Origin of the sequence: Streptomyces sp. NPDC092369 (assembly GCF_044755245.1) — a bacterium.
Classification (GTDB): domain Bacteria; phylum Actinomycetota; class Actinomycetes; order Streptomycetales; family Streptomycetaceae; genus Streptomyces.
Genome location: NZ_JBIVQP010000010.1, coordinates 220947 through 238440 on the forward strand (window position 1 = coordinate 220947; position 17494 = coordinate 238440).

Here is a 17494-nt window from a genome sequence, read left to right on the forward strand (position 1 = left end):
CTCCCTGCTGTGAGAGTCTGTGGTCGGCTCCTCAGTGAACCATCAGGCAATTATTGCCACATGGCAAACATTAGCGTGCGACTTCGGGGCCGGACAACTCGCCATCCCCGCAGGGCTAGTGAGCTGCCGGTCAGCGGCCCGGCCCCCTTCCACGCCAGTCCAGGCACACGATCAGGGCGTCGTCGTCCGGTGCGGCCTCGCCGCGGTGACCGGTCAGTTCCCGCAGGAGGGCGCGCGGCACCTCGGCGGCAGGCAGCAGCCGCGTGGAGTGGATCGCCCGGGCAAGCGCCGCGTCCCCATAGGTCTCACCCCTGGGAGAAGAGACCGCATGGACGCCGTCGCTCACGAACACGAGCCGGTCACCGGGCTCGGCGTGGAAGTCCTGCGCCACGTAGTCGGTCTCCTCGAACATGCCCAGGGGCAGTTGGGCGTCGAACGTGACCCGCTCCACGGCGCCTCCGCGCAGCCGCAACAGCTGAGGGGAGCCCGCGTCCACGACCTGCGCCCGGCCTGTCATCAGGTCGAAGTCGAACATGAGGACGGAGAGATAGCAGCGCCCCTGGTAGTGCGCGTAGAGAGCCTGGTCCGCCAGTGCCGCCTGGTCGGCGATGGGAATGCCGGCCCGCCGCGCGTTGCGCAAGGCGTTGATGGCGAGATTCGTCAGCAGGGACGCCTCGATGCCCTCGCCCATGCCGTTGGTGACGTACAGCGTCAGATGGTCCGCGGTGGCGGACCAGTCGAAGTTGTCACCGAAGATGCCGTAGGCGGGCTCCAGTTGCGCCCCGAGGTCGTACTCGGGGCGGGAACAGGACCGGCCGGGCAGCAACTGCCACTGCATCTCGGCGGCCAGAGTGAGCCGGTCCTTGCGCCGCGCCTGCAGGTAGAGGTCGGTGTCCCGTTCGGCGACAACCACCTCGTGTCCCAGCACGTCGGCGATCTCGGCGAGTTCGGACTCCCACTGGCGTGCCGCCTCGCTCCCGGAAAGAGTCAAGGACAGCACACCGAGCCGATCGCCACGGACACTGACCGGCAGATGGAGACGCGTCCGGCCGCCGTGCCCCTCCTCGCGATACGGCCGCTGCGAACCGAAGGCCCGGCCGGCCGGGCTGTTGTGCACCGACACCGGCTTCAGGGTGTGCGGCAGCACCGAAACGGGCTGCAGAACGGTCAGGCCGTAATCGGCCATGAACAACTCGACCTCCTCGGCTCCGTACTGCTCGACCAGTACGGAGCGCGCGGCATCGAGCAACTCGTGGGGAGCCGCTGTGCGCAGGGCGCGCTCAGCGGCCACAAATCTCTTCATGAGAGGAAATACACCAATCTTTCGTCGGAAGAAACGGGCACCTCGTGCGTGAGGCCGAGATCTCGAAAGGCCCCCCGGGCTTCAAAGCCGTCTGCGTCCGGAGCGCGTGCCTAGTACGCTGACAGCCACCCCAGCGCCTGCGAGAGTGTGACTGTGACTGCCTTCCGCCGCCGCCCAGAGCCCGACGAGGTCGCGCGTGTGACCACGACGGCCGTCGAGCTGCTGGAAGTCGTGTGGGGTCGCGCTTCCACCGCGCCCACCTCCGCATCCCAGCTGCGCGTACTCCACATCCTTGAACACCACGACGGCATCAACCTGCGCACGCTTGCCGAGACCCTCGCGTCGACCCCGCCGTCCACCAGTCGACTGTGCGACCGGCTGCATGCCGCCGGATTCATCGAGCGAGTGGTGAGCGCGGAGGACAGGCGAGAGGTACGGCTGCACCTCAGCGTCCGGGGCCGCGCGTTCCTCGCCGACCTGCGCGCCCGCAGGGAGGCCGAGCTGCGGAAGGTGCTGGCGGACATGCCCGACGGCAAGCGGACCGCCCTGCTGGAGGGTCTGGAAGCCTTCTGCGCCACGGCGGCCACGCAGATACACAGCGACACCCCGGCCTCAGACAGCAAATCCGCCTGAGTCGGGCTGGGCGGCATCAGTGTCACCGCCGCGCCTCTGGCGCGGTGACCAGCACACGGAGTCATCGTCTCCGCCCACCGGAGCATCACACGTCCTTCCCCGCACCCATCCGACACGGTTACCTTGTTGTCCAACGGTCATTGTTGTCAAACAACAACAATGCGTTCGGTTACCCCTGCGGAAACACGGTTACCCCGTGATGCCACGTTCTGCATCGCCTGTGCTCCATATCTCTCCAACGGAGGCACCGGAAACGAATCGGGGCTGTCATGGCGTGAGCCGCCGCGCCGGATGAGGGACACCTCACCCCGACGCCGTCGCCGCGGACTCAGTCCGTCCTGGAGGTGCCGTCATCGCCGCGGACGTGGGGCGCGTCCTGGAACCGCTGCCGCCACAGGCCGGCCGCCTGGAGGAAACGGCCGGCACGGTCGCTGTGCAGGACGGAGTAGGTGCACGCCAGGGCACCCATGGCTGTCGGCTGGTCGTAGGCGAGGTCGGGCCATAGCGGCGGCAAGCCACGCCGCGGTGCGCCGCTCACGCCAGCGGCCCTCGAAGAGGGGCGTCGGTAAAAACCCTCGCAGCTGAGGACGTGGAGCGGGATACGCCTGCAGGGCCCGGAGACGGGAGAGTCGCGACGCGGTCAGTGCTCTCGCGCCGGATCAACGGCCGCGGAACGCTACGGTCGTGGGCCTGGTGTCGGCGGCCACGATGGCCGTCGTGTGAGCGACGTGCAGCTCGGTGCGGTGCAGCCGGGCGAACAGGGGCGCGCTGATCACCCAACGGGGTCGGCAACGCCCTAGTGCCCCGCATCGCGGCGGTCGCCCAATGAGACCTGCTGGCCGCCGAGTTGCACGACGCGCCGGCGCAGCGTCTGACCGGGATTGAGGAGGTCCGCAGCAGCCGTGACGGTCGGCGCCGACTTCCGGCCGCAGGCACTTGGCTCCGCAGCCGCCCCACTCCAGCCGGGGCGGGTCGGCCCCCGTCGCGCCGGACGCATCAGGGTCCGGGAGCAGCTGCTCCCGGACCCTGATGACGAGAGATCAGGCAGGCGTGATGTTCTCCGCCTGCGGGCCCTTCTGCCCCTGGGTGATGTCGAAGGTCACCTTCTGGCCTTCCTGCAGTTCACGGAAGCCGGAAGCGTTGATGTTGGAGTAGTGCGCGAAGACGTCAGCCCCGCCGCCGTCCTGCTCGATGAAGCCGAAGCCCTTTTCGGCGTTGAACCACTTGACGGTTCCGCTGGCCATGCCGGTCCCTCTCATTCGCTGTCAGGAACCGCACCACGCGGCCCCGGAGGTGATCGCCCTGGTCCAGCCACCGCACAGCAAAACGCCCGCGCAACAGCGCGGGCAGGTACTGCGAACCACGACATCTGAGGATGACGCTACACGGCAAAGCCAGCCTCCACCAGAGATCAACAGCTACACAGAGCACCGTGTCCGCCGAACGATGTCGAACGGCCACCTCAACCCGCCGGATCGAGCCACGTGCGGAGCGTGCAGCCGAGGCGCTGAGTCCCCCGTCGTGCCGGCAGCCCGCGGGACATGCCCTGCGGACTCGTCCAGCGGACTCCGGCGTCCGTAACGGGTGCCGAAGGAACGGGATGCCGGGCCCTCGTGGCGGTGACCGCGACCACCGCCGACCGGCCGTGCCGGCTGGCGCAGTTGGGACATGTCGCAGTCGCGACATCGTGCGCCCGTGACATGGTCATCCGCTCGGCAGATTCTTTCGAACAGCGCGAGATCGGGCGTTGCACGAAAGGTGTGTGGCTGATGGCATGGATCCGTCTGACGGCGGCGATATCAACGGCATTGGTGCTGACCACGGGAGGCCTCTCGTCCGCCTCCGCGCGGGCGTCCTCCTCCGGCACAGTCAAGGCGGAGGATGTCGCCAAGTCGGCGTCCACCGTACGGCTGGTGACCGGTGACCAGGTGACGGTGAGACCGGGCGGCGACGGCCGGCGCACCGCCTCGGTGGTACCCGGTCCGGGCCGCCGGGGCATCGTCTTCCGCACGTACGAGCAGGACGACGGGACAATGACCGTACTCCCGTCCGACGCCGCGGAGTTGGTGGCCTCCGGGAGGCTGGACCGGCGTCTGTTCGACGTCACCGGTCTCATAGCCCAGGGATACGACGAGGCCGGTACCTCGGCGCTGCCGCTGATCGTCTCCCCCGAGCCGGGCGGCGCGGCGACCGGGACGGCGGCAGGCCGCAAGGCCGCGGCAACGACCGCGGACCGGCTCTACGCGTTCAACACGGCATCCGTGCCCGAGCGCCGGCTGGAGAGCATCGACGCGACGGCGCTACGGGTGGACGACGGTGACCTGGGCGCGTTCTGGAAGACCTTGCGCCCCGCGGGTACGGCCCGGCTCGCCCAGACCCCCCGGGTGTGGCTCGACGGCAGGGTGGCACCGGCGCTGGACCGCAGCACGGCGCAGATAGGCGCACCCACCGCCTGGAAGGCCGGTTTCGAGGGGCAGGGCGTCAAGGTTGCCGTCCTGGACACCGGTGTGGACGCCGGCCACCCGGACCTGGCGGGCCGGATCGCCGAGACCAAGGACTTCTCCGGCAGCGGCAACGTGACCGACCACTTCGGGCACGGCACCCACGTCGCATCGATCGTCGGCGGCAGCGGAGCGGTGTCCGACGGCACCCGGCGCGGGGTCGCGCCGCGAGCGGACCTGCTGATCGGCAAGGTGCTAGGCGACGACGGGTACGGCTCCGAGTCGCAGGTCATCGCCGGCATGGAGTGGGCGACCGCCGAGCACGCCAAGGTCGTCAACATGAGCCTGGGTTCGGACGCGCCGACGGACGGCACCGATCCGATGAGCCAGGCCGTCGACACCCTGTCCGCCACCGGGCAGATACTGTTCGTCGTCGCCGCGGGCAACGCTGGTGACCAGGGTGCGTCGACCATCGGCTCCCCGGGTGCGGCCGACGCCGCGCTCACCGTGGGTGCCGTCGACCGGGACGACTCCCTGGCACCCTTCTCCAGCCGCGGCCCGCGGCTGGGCGACAAGGCCGTGAAGCCGGACGTGACCGCACCCGGCGTGGGCATCGTCGCCGCCCGCGCCTCGGGGACGGCCATGGGCACCCCGGTGGACACCTACTACACCGCTGCGTCCGGTACGTCGATGGCGACACCGCACGTCGCCGGCGCCGCCGCCCTCCTGGCCCAGAAACACCCCGAGTGGAGCGGGGCGCAGCTCAAGGACGCGCTCATCAGCACCGCCCATCTCGTGTCCGGGACCAAGGTGACCGAACAGGGCGGTGGGCGCATCGACATCAGCGCGGCCATGGGGGCCCTGACCGCCACCGGCTCCCTCACCCTGCCCCCGCTCCAGACCGCCGACGCGGGCGGACCGCGGCGGGTGGCGACCCTGCACTACACCAACGAGAGCGACCACCAGCTCGACCTCAAGCTGTCCGTCTCACTGTCTCGTGACAACGGTGTCGCCCTCGCCGGCGGGGTGATCGCCCTGGGCTCCGGCGCCGTCCGTCTCGCCCCCGGGGCCTCGGCCGACGTACCGGTCCTCGCGGACGGCGCGCACGCCGCGCGCGGCTCCTACTACGGCTACGCCACCGCGACCGGACCGGACGGCACCGCGCTCGCCCACACCACGCTCTCCCTCGTCGTGCACGCGCCCCTGCACCGGCTGACCGTGATCGCCAAGGACCGCGACGGCAAGGTGATCCCGCAGGCCGCCCCGACGATCTGGGGTGCCGACGGCTTCGCCCAGTACACCAGCCTTGAACCGGCGGTAGCGGTCGTCGAGGAGGGCACCTACCAGGTCAGCTTCGGCACCCTGGACAACGCGGCCGACGGCCAGGAACTGCGCGAGGTGATCGACCCTCAGGTGCGGGTCACCAAGGATGCGACCGTCACCCTGGACGCCTCGAAGGTGACGGAAGTGAAGATCCGCACCCCGCGCCCGTCCGAACAGCGCGGAATCCTCAGCTATCAGACGTACCGTCAGATCGACGGGAACGGTCTCATCCAGGGCGTCATGTACTTCGACATCGCCAAGCGGATCTACGTCAGCCCCACCGCGCAGGTCACGGACGGCACCTTCGAGTTCGCCTCCCGCTGGCAGCTGACGGCCCCACAACTGACCGCCAGGCCACAGGGCAGTTCGAGTTCCTTCACCCCCTACTACCTGCCGACGTCACCGGTGTTCGACGACAAGGGTGCCCAACTGACCGCCGTGGACGCCGGCGCGGGCACCGCCGCCGACCTCAAGGCCGCCCATGTACGCGGCAGACTCGCCGTGATCCGCTACGACTTCGGTGACGACACCGCCCTCGCGCGGGCCGCCGCCGACGCCGGCGCCAAGGCTCTGATGTTCGTCGTGCCGGAGGGCTTCTACCCGTGGACCCGCTGGAGCCCGGACGGAACACGCCTCGCCCTGCCCGTCATGCGCGCCGGCAATGCGGAGGGCAGCGCGCTCCTGAAGCGGAGCGCGCGGACCGCCACCCAGGTCCGGTTCACCGGAACGGTGCGCAGCCCCTACCTCTACGACGTCATGCAGGTGTCCCGTCAGCGCGTCCCGCAGCACCTCGTGCACACCGTCTCCGGGCACGAGAGCGCGGTCGTCCACACCACCTACGCCCGCACCGGCGCCTCCGGCTGGGCCAGTGAACAGCGCTTCGCCTGGCGGCCCTATCAGGACACCGCGTGGAACCAGTACACGCGCAACGTACCGGTGGGCCGGGAGCGCGTGGAGTACGTGACGGCCGGCGACACCCTCTGGAACCACGTCGTCCACCACGACACCGTCCTGGACCAGGACTTCCCGCTCCAGGTCGGCATGCGGGAGGCGACCCGCACCTACCGGGCCGGACAGCAGGCCACGGAGCGCTGGTTCAGCGCCCCCGTCCGCCCCGCCGTCCCGCACGGCGTCGACGGCTGGCCCGCCTCCACCCGGTACGGCAACACCCTCTCCCTGTACGTGCCCGACTTCACCGACGCCGCCGGCCACTGGTCCTTCGCGGAGAGCGACAGTCTCGGCGGCATCGGCACCCGTGCGTCCGGTACGGGCGACACGTCCGTCGCCGATCTGTACCGGGAGGGGAAGCGGGTCGCCCATTCCGACACCGGCGCGTGGGGCGCGTACGAGGTTCCGGCCGGGCGTGCCGCCTACCGCCTGGACCTGACGACGGGACGCGACTCGGACGACTGGCGCTTCGGCACCCGCACCGAGACGTCGTGGTCCTTCGGATCGGACACCACCACGAGCCCCGCGCTGCTTCCGCTGCTCCAGGTGGACTACTCGGTTCCCGTCGACGCCGAGAACGCCGTAGGCCGGCAGCGCACCCACACCCTGGGCTTCGGCGTCCGCATGCCCGACGGCCTGCCCGCCCCGCACGGCGTGAAGCTGAAAGTGGAGACGTCCTACGACGACGGCAGGACGTGGGTGACGGCCCGTACCTCCTCAACTGCCGCAAAGGGAACGGGCGGACGCTTCACGGCGACCGTCGAACGGCCGTCCGGGGCGCGAGGCGACGCCTATGTCACACTGCGGGTCACAGCGACGGACGACGCCGGGCACAGCGTCCGGCAGACGGTCGACCGCGCCTTCCTCCACCGGGGCTCCGCCACGCGGCACTGACCCGGGGGACAGCGAAACGGGAAACGGCCGTCGCCGGTGCCGTGCGCACCGGCGGCGGCCGCCGCACGAGGCACAGGAGGGGACCGGCGATGCTGGAAGCGGCAGGGCTGACGGTCGTCGAGGAGACGGTGTACCGCCTCCTGGTCGGAGCGGTCACGACGTCCGCGCACGAACTGGCGGAACAGAGCGAGCTGCCGCACGACACGCTGGAGGCGGTACTGACAGCCCTCACGGGCAAGGGTCTCGCCAGCCCCACCGACCACGTGCCGCCCCAGTACTCCGCCGTGCCTCCGGACGTGGCCCTGCTGCCCCGCCTGCAACGGCGTACCGACGAACTCGACAAAGCCCGCAGCACGGTCACGGATCTGCTCGACCTGTACCGCGACACCCGGCGCCGCCAGGACGCGGGCCAGCTGATCGAGGTGATCACGGGCGCCGAGTCGCTGCGGCAGCACCTCCGGCAGATGCAGGACAACGCCCGCCACGAGATGCTCTGGTTCTGCAAGGCCCAGTACGTCGCGATGCCGTCGGGCAGCAACCGCGCGGAGTACGACGCCCTGGCCCGCGGGGTGCGCTACCGCGTCCTGTACGAGCGGGCGTTCTTCGACGACGACCACGCCGTGGACAACGTCATCGAAGGGGTGCAGGCAGGGGAGATCGCCCGAAGTGTGCCCCACCTGCCGCTACGCCTGGCCGTCGCCGACCGTGCCATCGCCATCTGTCCGCTGGTGCCCGGCGGCCCCCAGGGCTCCCCCGGTGAACCCACCGCGGCCCTGGTCCGTGAGAGCAGTCTCCTTGAGGCGCTCACCTCGCTCTTCGAGCGCTACTGGGAGACCGCGGTCCCCCTGGACCTCAGCGCCGCGGGCACGATGGCGGACGCCGCCGACGGGCAGGCGGCCGACCCGCTGTCCGGCACCGACCGCCGCATCCTCTCCCTGCTGGTGGCGGGCATAGCGGACAAGGCCATCGCCAGTCAGATGGGGCTCAGCCGGCGCACCATCCAGCGTCACATCCAGCGGATGATGACCCTCGCCGGGGCCACGACCCGCATGCAGCTCGCCTGGCAGGCGGCCCGCCGCGGCTGGCTCTGAACGGCCGTCGCCGGTGCCTCATCCGACGCCGATGGGGCCGCACGTCAGGGTGCCGGGTACGGCGCGGTCGTCGCTGATCCTGAACCGGGTCCACAGCGCGGCATCCGCCACAAGCCGGAACCCAGCATGCGAGGAGAGCGGCCCCACGCCCCGAACCCCACCGACCGGTGCTCAGCCCCGCGCGCCGTCGTCAGGAGCGTGCGAGCCGAGCCGCGAGATAGGGCGCGGTGGCGCTGCGACGGGACCTCGCCACCTTGGCCGGCGCCCCCGCCGCGACCACCCGGCCGCCCGCGTCGCCGCCGCCCGGCCCGAGGTCGATGACCCAGTCGGCGGTCGCGATCGTGTCCAGGTCGTGCTCGACGAGGACGACCGTGTTGCCGGCGTCGACGAGCCGGTGCAGCTGCCGCAGCAGCAACGCGATGTCCGAGGGGTGCAGCCCCGCCGTCGGCTCGTCGAGCAGGTAGAGCGCGTGCCCGCGGCGGGCCCGCTGCAGTTCGGTCGCCAGTTTGATGCGTTGCGCCTCACCACCGCTGAGTTCCGTCGCCGGCTGGCCCAGCCGCAGGTACCCCAGTCCCACCTCGCGCAACGTCTCCAGACTGCGGGAAGCGGCCGGGACCGCGGACAGGAACGTGGCAGCGGCATCGACGGACAGCGCCAGCACCTCCGCGATGTTCTTGCCGTGGTAGGTGACTTCCAGCGTTTCGGCGTTGTACCGGGCGCCTTCGCAGGTCGGGCACGGCGCGTAGGTGCCGGGCAGAAAGAGCAGTTCCACCGCGACGAATCCTTCGCCCTGGCAGGTCTCGCACCGCCCGTCGGGCACGTTGAAGGAGAACCGCCCGGCCGAGTAGCCGCGCGCCCTGGCCTCGTCCGTCGCCGCGTACAGCTTGCGCACCGCGTCGAACATCCCGGTGTACGTGGCCAGGTTGGACCGGGGGGTGCGGCCGATGGGCCGCTGGTCGACCAGAACCAGCCGGTCGAACGACTCGACCCCCGACGCCTCCTGCACGTCGACCTCCAGCTGGGCCTCGTCGGGCTCCTCGGGTGCGAGCCCGAGGTGGCCGCGGACGACCTCGGCCAGGACCTGCGTCACCAGCGTCGACTTTCCGGAACCGGACACGCCCGTCACCGCCGTCAGGACGCACAGCGGTACGTCGACGGACACATCGTGCAGGTTGTGGCGGGAGACGCCGCGCAGGTGCAGCCAGCCGTGCGGCGTGCGCGGGCGGTGATCGAGCGGCTGGGCGCGCCCGAACAGGTACTGGCTCGTGGCCGACTCCCCCACCCGCTCAAGACCGGCGACCGGCCCGCTGTACAGCACGCGTCCGCCGCCCTCGCCCGCGCCGGGGCCGATGTCGACCACCCAGTCCGCCCGCCGTACGACGTCCATGTCGTGCTCCACGACGAACAGGGAGTTGCCGGCCGCCTTGAGGCGGTCCAGTACGTCAAGCAGCGGTTCCGCGTCAGCAGGGTGCAGGCCCGCGGACGGTTCGTCGAGGACGTAGACAACACCGAACAGCCCCGAGCGCAGTTGGGTGGCGATCCGCAGGCGCTGCGCCTCGCCGGGCGACAGGGTCGTCGAGCGGCGCCCGAGGCTGAGATATCCGAGGCCCAGGTCGAGCAGTACGTCGATCCGCGCGACCAGATCACCGCAGATCCGGACCGCGACCTCGGTCGTCTCCCCCGACCGGGCGGTCGACGTGGTGGCATCGGCCTCGGACCGAACCGCGACGGGCCGCAGCAGCGCAACGGCCTCGGTGAGCGGCATCGCGTTGATCTCGGCGATGGAACGACCGGCGAAGGTCACGGCGAGCGCCTCGGGCCGCAGTCCACTGCCGTGACACTCGGGGCAGGGCACACTCCTGACGAACCGGAGCGCCCGTTCGCGCATCTTCTCGCTCTTGGAGTCGGCGAGGACGTGCATGACGTGCTTGCGGGCGCTCCAGAACGTGCCCTGGTAGCCGTAGTCGACGCGGTCCTCCTCCGGCTCGATGTACACGGAGGGCTGCTCGTCCGTGTACAGCAGCCAGTCCCGGTCCTTCTTCCTGAGCCTGCGCCACGGCCGGTCGATGTCGATACCCAGCCCGTTCACGACACTGCGCAGGTTGGCGCCCTGCCAGGCGCCCGGCCAGGCGGCGATCGCCCCCTCGCGGATGCTCAGCGAGGGGTCCGGCACGAGCAGGTCCTCGGCGACGTCGTGCACGACACCCAGTCCGTGGCACTCCGGGCAGGCCCCGGCCGCGGTGTTGGGTGAGAACGATTCCGCCTCCAGCCGTTCGGCCCCGGGCGGATAGGTACCGGCGCGGGAGTACAGCATCCGCAGCAGATTGGACAGCGTGGTGATGGTGCCGACCGTCGAGCGCGAGCTGGGTGACCCCCGCCGCTGCTGCAGGGCGACGGCCGGTGGCAGTCCGGTGATCTCCTGCACGTGCGGTGCACCGACCTGTTGCAACAGCCTTCGGGCGTACGGTGCCACGGACTCGAAGTAGCGCCGCTGGGCCTCCGCGTAGAGCGTGCCGAACGCGAGCGAGGACTTGCCCGAACCGGAGACGCCGGTGAAGGCGACCATCGCGTCCCGCGGAACGTCGACGTCGACGTTCCGCAGGTTGTTCTCACTGGCGCCCCGGACATGCACGAAGGAGTCGGTCGCGTCCTTGTTCACCGTCCCTGCTTACCTGATCAGGCCTCGCACCGCGCGGCAGGCGCCGTCACCCGGCCCCGCTCACACGAGCGTCGGGAGTATCCCGGATCCCTTTTCGCCCAGCAGGCCCTGCACGGGGCGGATCCCGACGCGCCCACGGAGATCGCGCGGCGCATGGCCCGGCTACTTCCCGCTCGGCTCGCCGACACGTCTGGCAGGGGGCGACGGTTCGACGTCGAGGTGGTCACTGCTGTCCCTTCCCCTCCTCTCGGACCGAGTCGTCGCCGCTCATACGACGGGAGTGACCGTCGAGCTCGACGACCGGCCGGACGCAGCGGCCATGGTGGCGAAGATGCTGGTGAGCGACTACCCGTACTACGCGACCGTGCGCCTTGCCCTGTCGCCGGCGCAGGCCCGCCGGCTGGTTCCGCCGAACATGGGCAGCTGCCGGGCCGACGGGCCGGACACCACGTACGTCACCATCGGCGCACCACGGAGCGACGCCACAGGCACCCTTGACGAGCCGTCACAACCCCACGCACTGCACGAGCTCGCCCGGCCCTTTGTTGATCGCTCAGTCGAGAGGCATAGCCCCAGAACGTCATGCGTGCTCGTCCGCGTGGGCTGTGAGGACGGGCTCGGGGCCGGTGGGCAGGAGTTCAAGCAGGAGGGCCACAGCCTCCTCGGCGGTTTCGACGTCGCCGATCACAGCGACAGGACTGCGTCGGCGAACCGTGAACCGTCCGTTGTCCAGGGGCTCGATCGATCCGGCCTGCACAGTCCAGGGATAGCTGGTGGAACTGCTGAAGAGCAGGGCGAAGTGGCTGGTGAACGGATACAGCCGCCGGAGTCGTGGTTGAGCGGCGGCAGCCTCCAGCAGTGGGACGATGCGCGGATAGGGGCGCCCGGGCATGCGGAGTTGATGTACCGCCTGCTTCCACTGCCAGCTCAGGAGCAAGGACTGCCAATGAGCCTCGACAACGTCAGCCGGCCCACGACTGCGCGCCGCAGCCATGTCCGGCAGAACTGGTCTTGGAGGTAAGGGCAGTTGCCGATCACGGGTCTCGTCATGCGCGTCCACGGTCCCAGTGTCTACGACGACGCCCCCGCCACCTGGCTTCTGCCGCCGCCGGTCGGACCCACCCGGACGTCCCCCTGGTGGTCGACCGACCTCGCGCCCCCACACTGACTCGCTGAATCATGTCCGAGACGTCCTGCGCGACGGCCCGACCGCAATCGATGTCGAGAGGAACCGGTGACGGTCATGTCCGACCTGTTTGACTACGACGCGGAACTGCGCCTGCACAACCAACTCTTCCGCACCGCAGCCCGCGTCGGCTCTCACGACCGCGTACTCGACATCGGCTGCGGCACAGGCCAGTCCACACGCGAGGCCGCCCGCGCCGCCGTGGACGGAAGCGCGGTGGGCATTGACGTGTCCGCGCCCATGCTCGAACAAGCCCGCCGGCTCAGTGCCGACCAGGGGCCGGCCAACGTCACCTACCAGCAGGCGGACGCCCAGGTCCACCGGTTCGCGCCGCCGCCTTTCGACCTCTGTATCAGCAGATTCGGGACGATGTTCTTCACCGACCCGGTCGCCGCGTTCACCAACATCGGGCGCGCCCTGCGTCCTGCGGCGCGCCTGGTGCTGCTGGTCTGGCAGGAACGGGACCGCAACGAGTGGGCCACCGCGATCCGCCGGTCCCTCACCGCCGTACCGGCCGCACCCGACGGCCCCGACCCGTTCTCACTCGCCGACCCGACCGTCACGGAAGACATCCTGGCCTCGGCCGGCTTCACGGACATCACCTTCACCGACGTCCACGAGCCCGTCTACTACGGCCCGGACAGCGCCGCCGCACTCGATGCCGTGCTCCGCCTCCGGGAAGTCAAGGACCTCCTCGCCCACCTCGCCCCGGCGGCGGCCGACCACGCGCGCACACGACTACGCACCACCCTCGACACCCACCTCACCGACAGCGGCGTCCACTTCGACTCGAGTGCGTGGATCATCACAGCCCGCCGCGACCGACGCTGACCACCGCCACCACACCCATGCTGATAGCTTCGCGCCGTGATCGTCTATCCGCTCTGGCACGTCGTCCACCACAATGAAGCCGGCAACGACGGCGCGACCATGCACGTCGATGAAACCGGTGTGTTCTGCGACGAGGCGGACGGCGACGACGTGAAGCTACTGGGCATCTACTCCACTCTCGACAGGGTCGAAGAGCGTGTGCGTCAGGCTCGACTGCTTCCAGGCTTCCGTGAGGAACCGAAGTGCTTCCACTTCGACGCCTACGAGCTCGATGAGGACAACTGGATCGAGGGGTTCGTCCGAGTTCCGCCGGGCGAGTAGGCCGATGGGCAGGTCCCCGGTGGAATGTCGGGGGCTATGAGGGAGCAGCGAACGTCGCGGGCGTTGCGGCGGAGGCCGGGCGCTCCCGCTCGTACGTGGTTCTGTCCTATCGGCGGACTGCCGAAATCAGCCCGCCCGGCCCCTCCTCGCGCTGCGGCGGAGTACTCATCGGGCGGCCGTAAGCGGCAGCGCGCTCGCGCAGGGTGTGGCTGCCGGCCTCCCAGCCGTGCCCGGACAGCCAGCCCACCGGATCGTCGGGCATCTCCGAGACCCACATGGACGCCGGCGATCCCGGTACGGCATCCGCGCCGAAGCGCTCGATCACGCCGCGCGAGCCCAACGTCAGCCCCATCCGGCTGCCTGCCGCCGACTGCGCGCTGATCCGGGCCAGCAACAACTCCACCGCATCCCCGGGCAGATAGATCAGCAGACCTTCGGCGATCCACACGGTCGGCTCCGTCGGGTCGTGCCCCGCGGCGGCCAGCGCGCCGGGCCAGTCCTCCCGCAGATCCACCGCGACGGTGACCCGTTCGCAACGCGGGACGGCTCGCTCCTGGCGCAGTACCGAAGCCTTGAAGGCCAGTGGCGCGGCGGTATCGACCTCGAACAGCCGGGTGCCCTCGGGCCAGTCCATCCGGAAAGCCCGGCTGTCCATCCCGGCGCCAAGCAGCACGACCTGCCGTACGCCGGACGCGCAGGCCTCCTGCAGCAAGTCGTCGAGGAACTTCGTCCTGATGACGATGGAGAACGCCACGCCCAGCCGACGGCGTCGCGCGGCCTCGTCACCGGGCGGCGGCGAGGAGGAGAGCCCCATGCCACCAGCGGTGGCGAAGGCCTGCGCCAACGGGTCTCGGAACAGCGCGTTCGCTCGCTCCGTCTCCAGCGCCCGCACCTTGGCCACCCCCACCGCCGTGGCCCACACTCCCGACGGCTGCACCCGCTCCTGCTCATCAGTCACCGCGTCAGCCTAAGGGTTGTCCGTAAGCGAACTCCGAGTGGATACACCGCCGCGTGGGCGCCGCTTCCGCGACATGGGTCGTAGCCGACCTCAGTTACTTACCCTCAGTTGTCCTCGTGAAGGTGACGAGCGCGGCAACGCCAGTCACCTTGAGGGTCTCCTCCTGAACGTCGTCGGTGATCAGGGCTCCGTCGAAGCGATCAAGGGCCAGGCCGGACGTCTCGAGAACAGCGGAGCCGTCCAGGACCACCACGAGCAGCGTCGACTCCGGCGCGGAAGCGGAGACGGCTACCCGATCACGTACGATCTCGACGCGCGCGGCGGCCCGTCCACGCCGGACCATCACGTTGAAGTCGACGAGCGGACCGCCGAGCAACCGGCAGTCGGTGGTGGCCTCTCCGGGGAAGGGGAAGGGCGCGTACTGCTCGGCCACGGTGTGGGCGGTGCCGTCGACGGTCAGCACCATGCCAGGGCCCTCGACCAGGGTGATGATCCGGTCGACACCTTCAAAACGGGAGAACGGACCAGGCTCGGCCACGTCGGCGAGACTGACCCGCCACACAAAGTCCGACATCCCCGCCTGGTCAGGTGCCGAGGCGACTTCACGGGTCAGGCCGCCCCCGTTCTTCCAGGGCACCGCAGGCCGCTCATCCGCTCTCAACACGCGCACCGCAATCTCCCACCACTTCTCGTACGAGGTCCACGTCGACGGCCGCGTCTTCGACGCGGGCGTCGAGCGCCTCCATGAAGGCCAGTACGTCCGCGCTCATCACCTGGACCGGCAGGCACCAGCATAAGGAGGCCGGAGTTCTGCAACGGCGAGCAGCATCACACGGGCCCCCAGCACCAACCATCGAACGCGTGGGGCCCGCCCCGCAGCCCGGGCCCCACGTTCGCACCCCTCCGCTTGAGGACGCGGCGCCGCTCCAGCCGGTCAACTGGACTCGGCCTTCCGCACTTTCACCGACCGGGAAGCCGACGCCAGTCGGCTAAAGGATCACTCGACCTCTCGCCGCCCATCCGGAACGACCGCCCGCTGGTCCTCCTCGGATGCGTGCGGCTTCGCCGATCCGGCCTCAAGTTCCCGCTGCCTGGCGGCCAGTGCCCTCGCCAGCACCTTCGCCCGGAAGGGGTTCTCCGTGCTGAGTGCCTTCGCGACCTCCACGGCCTCGTCCAACAGCGCCAGCCGTCGCTCCGGCAACTCCCGCACCAGGGGTGAGCCGCTCTCCTCCACCAGGACGTACGCCAGCTTCGATCCGTATACCTCTGAGTCGACCTGTGTCAGAAGACGGTAGATCCACAGTCCCTCGGTACCCCGCACCACCCTCCGGTTGGCGCTGAGCAGCCTGACCTTCGCCAGCAAAACCATGTCCTGATCCATCGATCCCCTTCGTCCCGTCACCCCCCGACCAGGGCTGTCACACGGCGAGACAGCACGGCGAACGCCCCGGCAGCCGTTGACGGATGCCGGCACGTCGGCCGAAGAGTGGATGACGATGATTCTGCGGGCGCGGCACTACCCGGAACAAGACCGAACGGGCGTGCGCTACGTCCTACCGAAAACGTCGCTGAACAGGCATGATGGACCTGACACTCACTCAAACCCGGTCGCATCCCCCTCGAACGGGCTTGGGTCAGGTGAGACGTTCCGCCTGTGCCGTGCACGGTGCCGTACACGTTTCGACGGTGATCGAAACCCTGGAGATCGTCCTCCCGTGACACCTACGGTGAGGGGTCGCCAACCGCAACAACTACCAGCGTTTCGCAGGCCCGCACGGGCGAGTATTTAGGGGGAATCGAGTTCATGGTTGCTGATGAGCGTGTGTCGAACGGGCTGCTCGCAGGCAGGACGGCGCTGGTCACTGGTGCTTCCAGCGGTATCGGCGCCGCTGCCGCGCGGCTCTTCGCCGCAGAGGGGGCAGCGGTGGTCGTGATGGCGCGACGCGAGGAGCGGCTCAAGGAGTTGGTCGAAGAGATCGAGGCGGCCGGTGGTAAGGCCGTCTACCAGGTGGGTGATGTGGCGCTCGTCGAGGATGTGAAGCGAGCGGTTGCCGTGGCCGTGGATCGCTTCGGAGCGCTGGACGCGGCGTTCAACAACGCGGGATCCGCGGGATCGGAGATCCGTCCGCTGCACGAACTCGCCGAGGACGACTACGACTTGGTGATGGACACCAACGTGCGGGGCACCTGGAACTGTCTGCGCCAGGAGATCCCCGTCATGCTCGCCGGCGGAGGCGGCGCCATCGTGAACACCGCCAGCAGTGCCGCAGTCATCGCCACCGGAGCGCCCGCTCCTTACGTCGCGGCCAAGCATGCGGTGCTCGGTCTGACCAAAGCGGCCGCGGCCGAGTACGGAGCCCACGGGATCCGCGTCAACGCGTTGGTCGTCGGGACCACCAGGACCGAAATGATCAGCGGCGCGATCGAGGCGGTCCCGGAGCTGGAAGAGGCGTTCGTCGCTCGGCAGGTGCAGAAGCGCATGGCCGAGCCCGACGAGATCGCGCAGGCGGCACTCTGGCTGCTCAGCAACCGGGCGTCCTTCGCGACGGGAAGTTTCGTCGCGGTGGACGGTGGCATTCTCGCCACCTGACCGGAGGAGGACAGAAGGCCGTCGGACACGGCACAGGGACGTCAGGGACCCAGAACAAGTCGTGGGGGGGGGGGGGGGGGGCCCGGCCCCCCCCCCCCACCCCCCCCCGGGGGGGGGGGGGGGGGGGGGGGGGGGGGGGGGGGGGGGGGGGGGGGGGGGGGGGGGGGGGGGGGGGGGGGGTGTCCCCCCCCCCCCCCCACCCCCCCCCCCCCGCCCCCCCCCCCCCCCCCCCCCCCCCCCCCCGCCCCCCCGGGGGGGGGGGGGGGGGGGGGGGGGGGGCCCCCCACTGCTGGTCAGGTGTCGGCGTGTGCCTGTC

At 70.1% G+C, this 17494-nt stretch carries 15 protein-coding genes; 6 read left to right on the forward strand and 9 right to left on the reverse strand.

All coding sequences use genetic code 11. The features are described from left to right. Nucleotides 1-130: 130 nt before the first annotated feature. Nucleotides 131-1303 carry a PP2C family protein-serine/threonine phosphatase gene (locus tag ACIQI8_RS43095; RefSeq protein ID WP_402364022.1) on the reverse strand — a complete coding sequence of 391 codons (1173 nt, stop codon included), beginning with the start codon at nt 1301-1303 and terminating at the stop codon, nt 131-133. A gap of 198 nt (nt 1304-1501) precedes the next feature. Between ACIQI8_RS43095 and ACIQI8_RS43100 the strand changes: the two genes are divergently transcribed. Further along, on the forward strand, nt 1502-1936 hold the full coding sequence (locus tag ACIQI8_RS43100; protein ID WP_402364025.1) for a MarR family winged helix-turn-helix transcriptional regulator: 435 nt from the start codon (nt 1502-1504) through the stop codon (nt 1934-1936). A 328-nt stretch (nt 1937-2264) separates the two neighbouring features. On the opposite strand, the gene ACIQI8_RS43105 is transcribed toward ACIQI8_RS43100, so the two are convergent. Further along, on the reverse strand, nt 2265-2474 hold the full coding sequence (locus tag ACIQI8_RS43105) for a DUF6000 family protein (RefSeq protein WP_402364028.1): 210 nt from the start codon (nt 2472-2474) through the stop codon (nt 2265-2267). A 502-nt stretch (nt 2475-2976) separates the two neighbouring features. Continuing rightward, nucleotides 2977-3180, reverse strand: coding sequence for a cold-shock protein (locus tag ACIQI8_RS43110; RefSeq protein ID WP_124004789.1), 204 nt, complete (start codon nt 3178-3180; stop codon nt 2977-2979). Nucleotides 3181-3705: 525 nt separating this feature from the next. On the opposite strand from ACIQI8_RS43110, the gene ACIQI8_RS43115 reads away from it, so the two are divergent. Continuing rightward, nucleotides 3706-7542: a S8 family peptidase gene (locus ACIQI8_RS43115; RefSeq protein ID WP_402364031.1), complete on the forward strand. Its 3837-nt coding sequence runs from the start codon at nt 3706-3708 to the stop codon at nt 7540-7542. 89 nt (nt 7543-7631) lie between these two features. Beyond that, on the forward strand, nt 7632-8633 hold the full coding sequence (locus ACIQI8_RS43120; protein ID WP_402364034.1) for a helix-turn-helix domain-containing protein: 1002 nt from the start codon (nt 7632-7634) through the stop codon (nt 8631-8633). Between the two features lie 190 nt (nt 8634-8823). Here the strand turns inward: ACIQI8_RS43120 and uvrA are convergent, their stop codons facing one another. Next, a complete protein-coding gene (gene uvrA, locus ACIQI8_RS43125; RefSeq protein WP_402364037.1) occupies nt 8824-11292 on the reverse strand; it encodes an excinuclease ABC subunit UvrA in 2469 nt (822 codons plus the stop codon). Nucleotides 11293-11872: 580 nt separating this feature from the next. After that, nucleotides 11873-12286 (reverse strand): DUF6193 family natural product biosynthesis protein, encoded by a 414-nt coding sequence (locus ACIQI8_RS43130; protein WP_402364089.1) that lies wholly within the window; start codon nt 12284-12286, stop codon nt 11873-11875. A gap of 249 nt (nt 12287-12535) precedes the next feature. On the opposite strand from ACIQI8_RS43130, the gene ACIQI8_RS43135 reads away from it, so the two are divergent. Then, complete coding sequence (locus tag ACIQI8_RS43135) at nt 12536-13309, forward strand: class I SAM-dependent methyltransferase (RefSeq protein ID WP_402364040.1); 774 nt, start codon at nt 12536-12538, stop codon at nt 13307-13309. Nucleotides 13310-13345: 36 nt separating this feature from the next. After that, nucleotides 13346-13630, forward strand: coding sequence for a hypothetical protein (locus ACIQI8_RS43140; protein ID WP_402364043.1), 285 nt, complete (start codon nt 13346-13348; stop codon nt 13628-13630). Nucleotides 13631-13736: 106 nt separating this feature from the next. Here ACIQI8_RS43140 and ACIQI8_RS43145 read toward each other — a convergent pair whose 3' ends face one another. From ACIQI8_RS43145 to ACIQI8_RS43160, 4 genes are all read right to left on the reverse strand, one after another. Continuing rightward, on the reverse strand, nt 13737-14588 hold the full coding sequence (locus ACIQI8_RS43145; protein ID WP_402364046.1) for a class I SAM-dependent methyltransferase: 852 nt from the start codon (nt 14586-14588) through the stop codon (nt 13737-13739). Between the two features lie 94 nt (nt 14589-14682). Beyond that, a complete protein-coding gene (locus ACIQI8_RS43150) occupies nt 14683-15258 on the reverse strand; it encodes a HutD family protein (protein ID WP_402364049.1) in 576 nt (191 codons plus the stop codon). Beyond that, complete coding sequence (locus tag ACIQI8_RS43155; protein WP_402364052.1) at nt 15236-15358, reverse strand: hypothetical protein; 123 nt, start codon at nt 15356-15358, stop codon at nt 15236-15238. The genes ACIQI8_RS43150 and ACIQI8_RS43155 overlap by 23 nt, the downstream gene beginning before the upstream one ends. Before the next feature lie 227 nt (nt 15359-15585). Next, nucleotides 15586-15969 carry a hypothetical protein gene (locus ACIQI8_RS43160; RefSeq protein ID WP_402364055.1) on the reverse strand — a complete coding sequence of 128 codons (384 nt, stop codon included), beginning with the start codon at nt 15967-15969 and terminating at the stop codon, nt 15586-15588. A gap of 423 nt (nt 15970-16392) precedes the next feature. On the opposite strand from ACIQI8_RS43160, the gene ACIQI8_RS43165 reads away from it, so the two are divergent. Then, on the forward strand, nt 16393-17178 hold the full coding sequence (locus tag ACIQI8_RS43165; RefSeq protein ID WP_402364057.1) for an SDR family NAD(P)-dependent oxidoreductase: 786 nt from the start codon (nt 16393-16395) through the stop codon (nt 17176-17178). Nucleotides 17179-17494 lie beyond the last annotated feature (316 nt).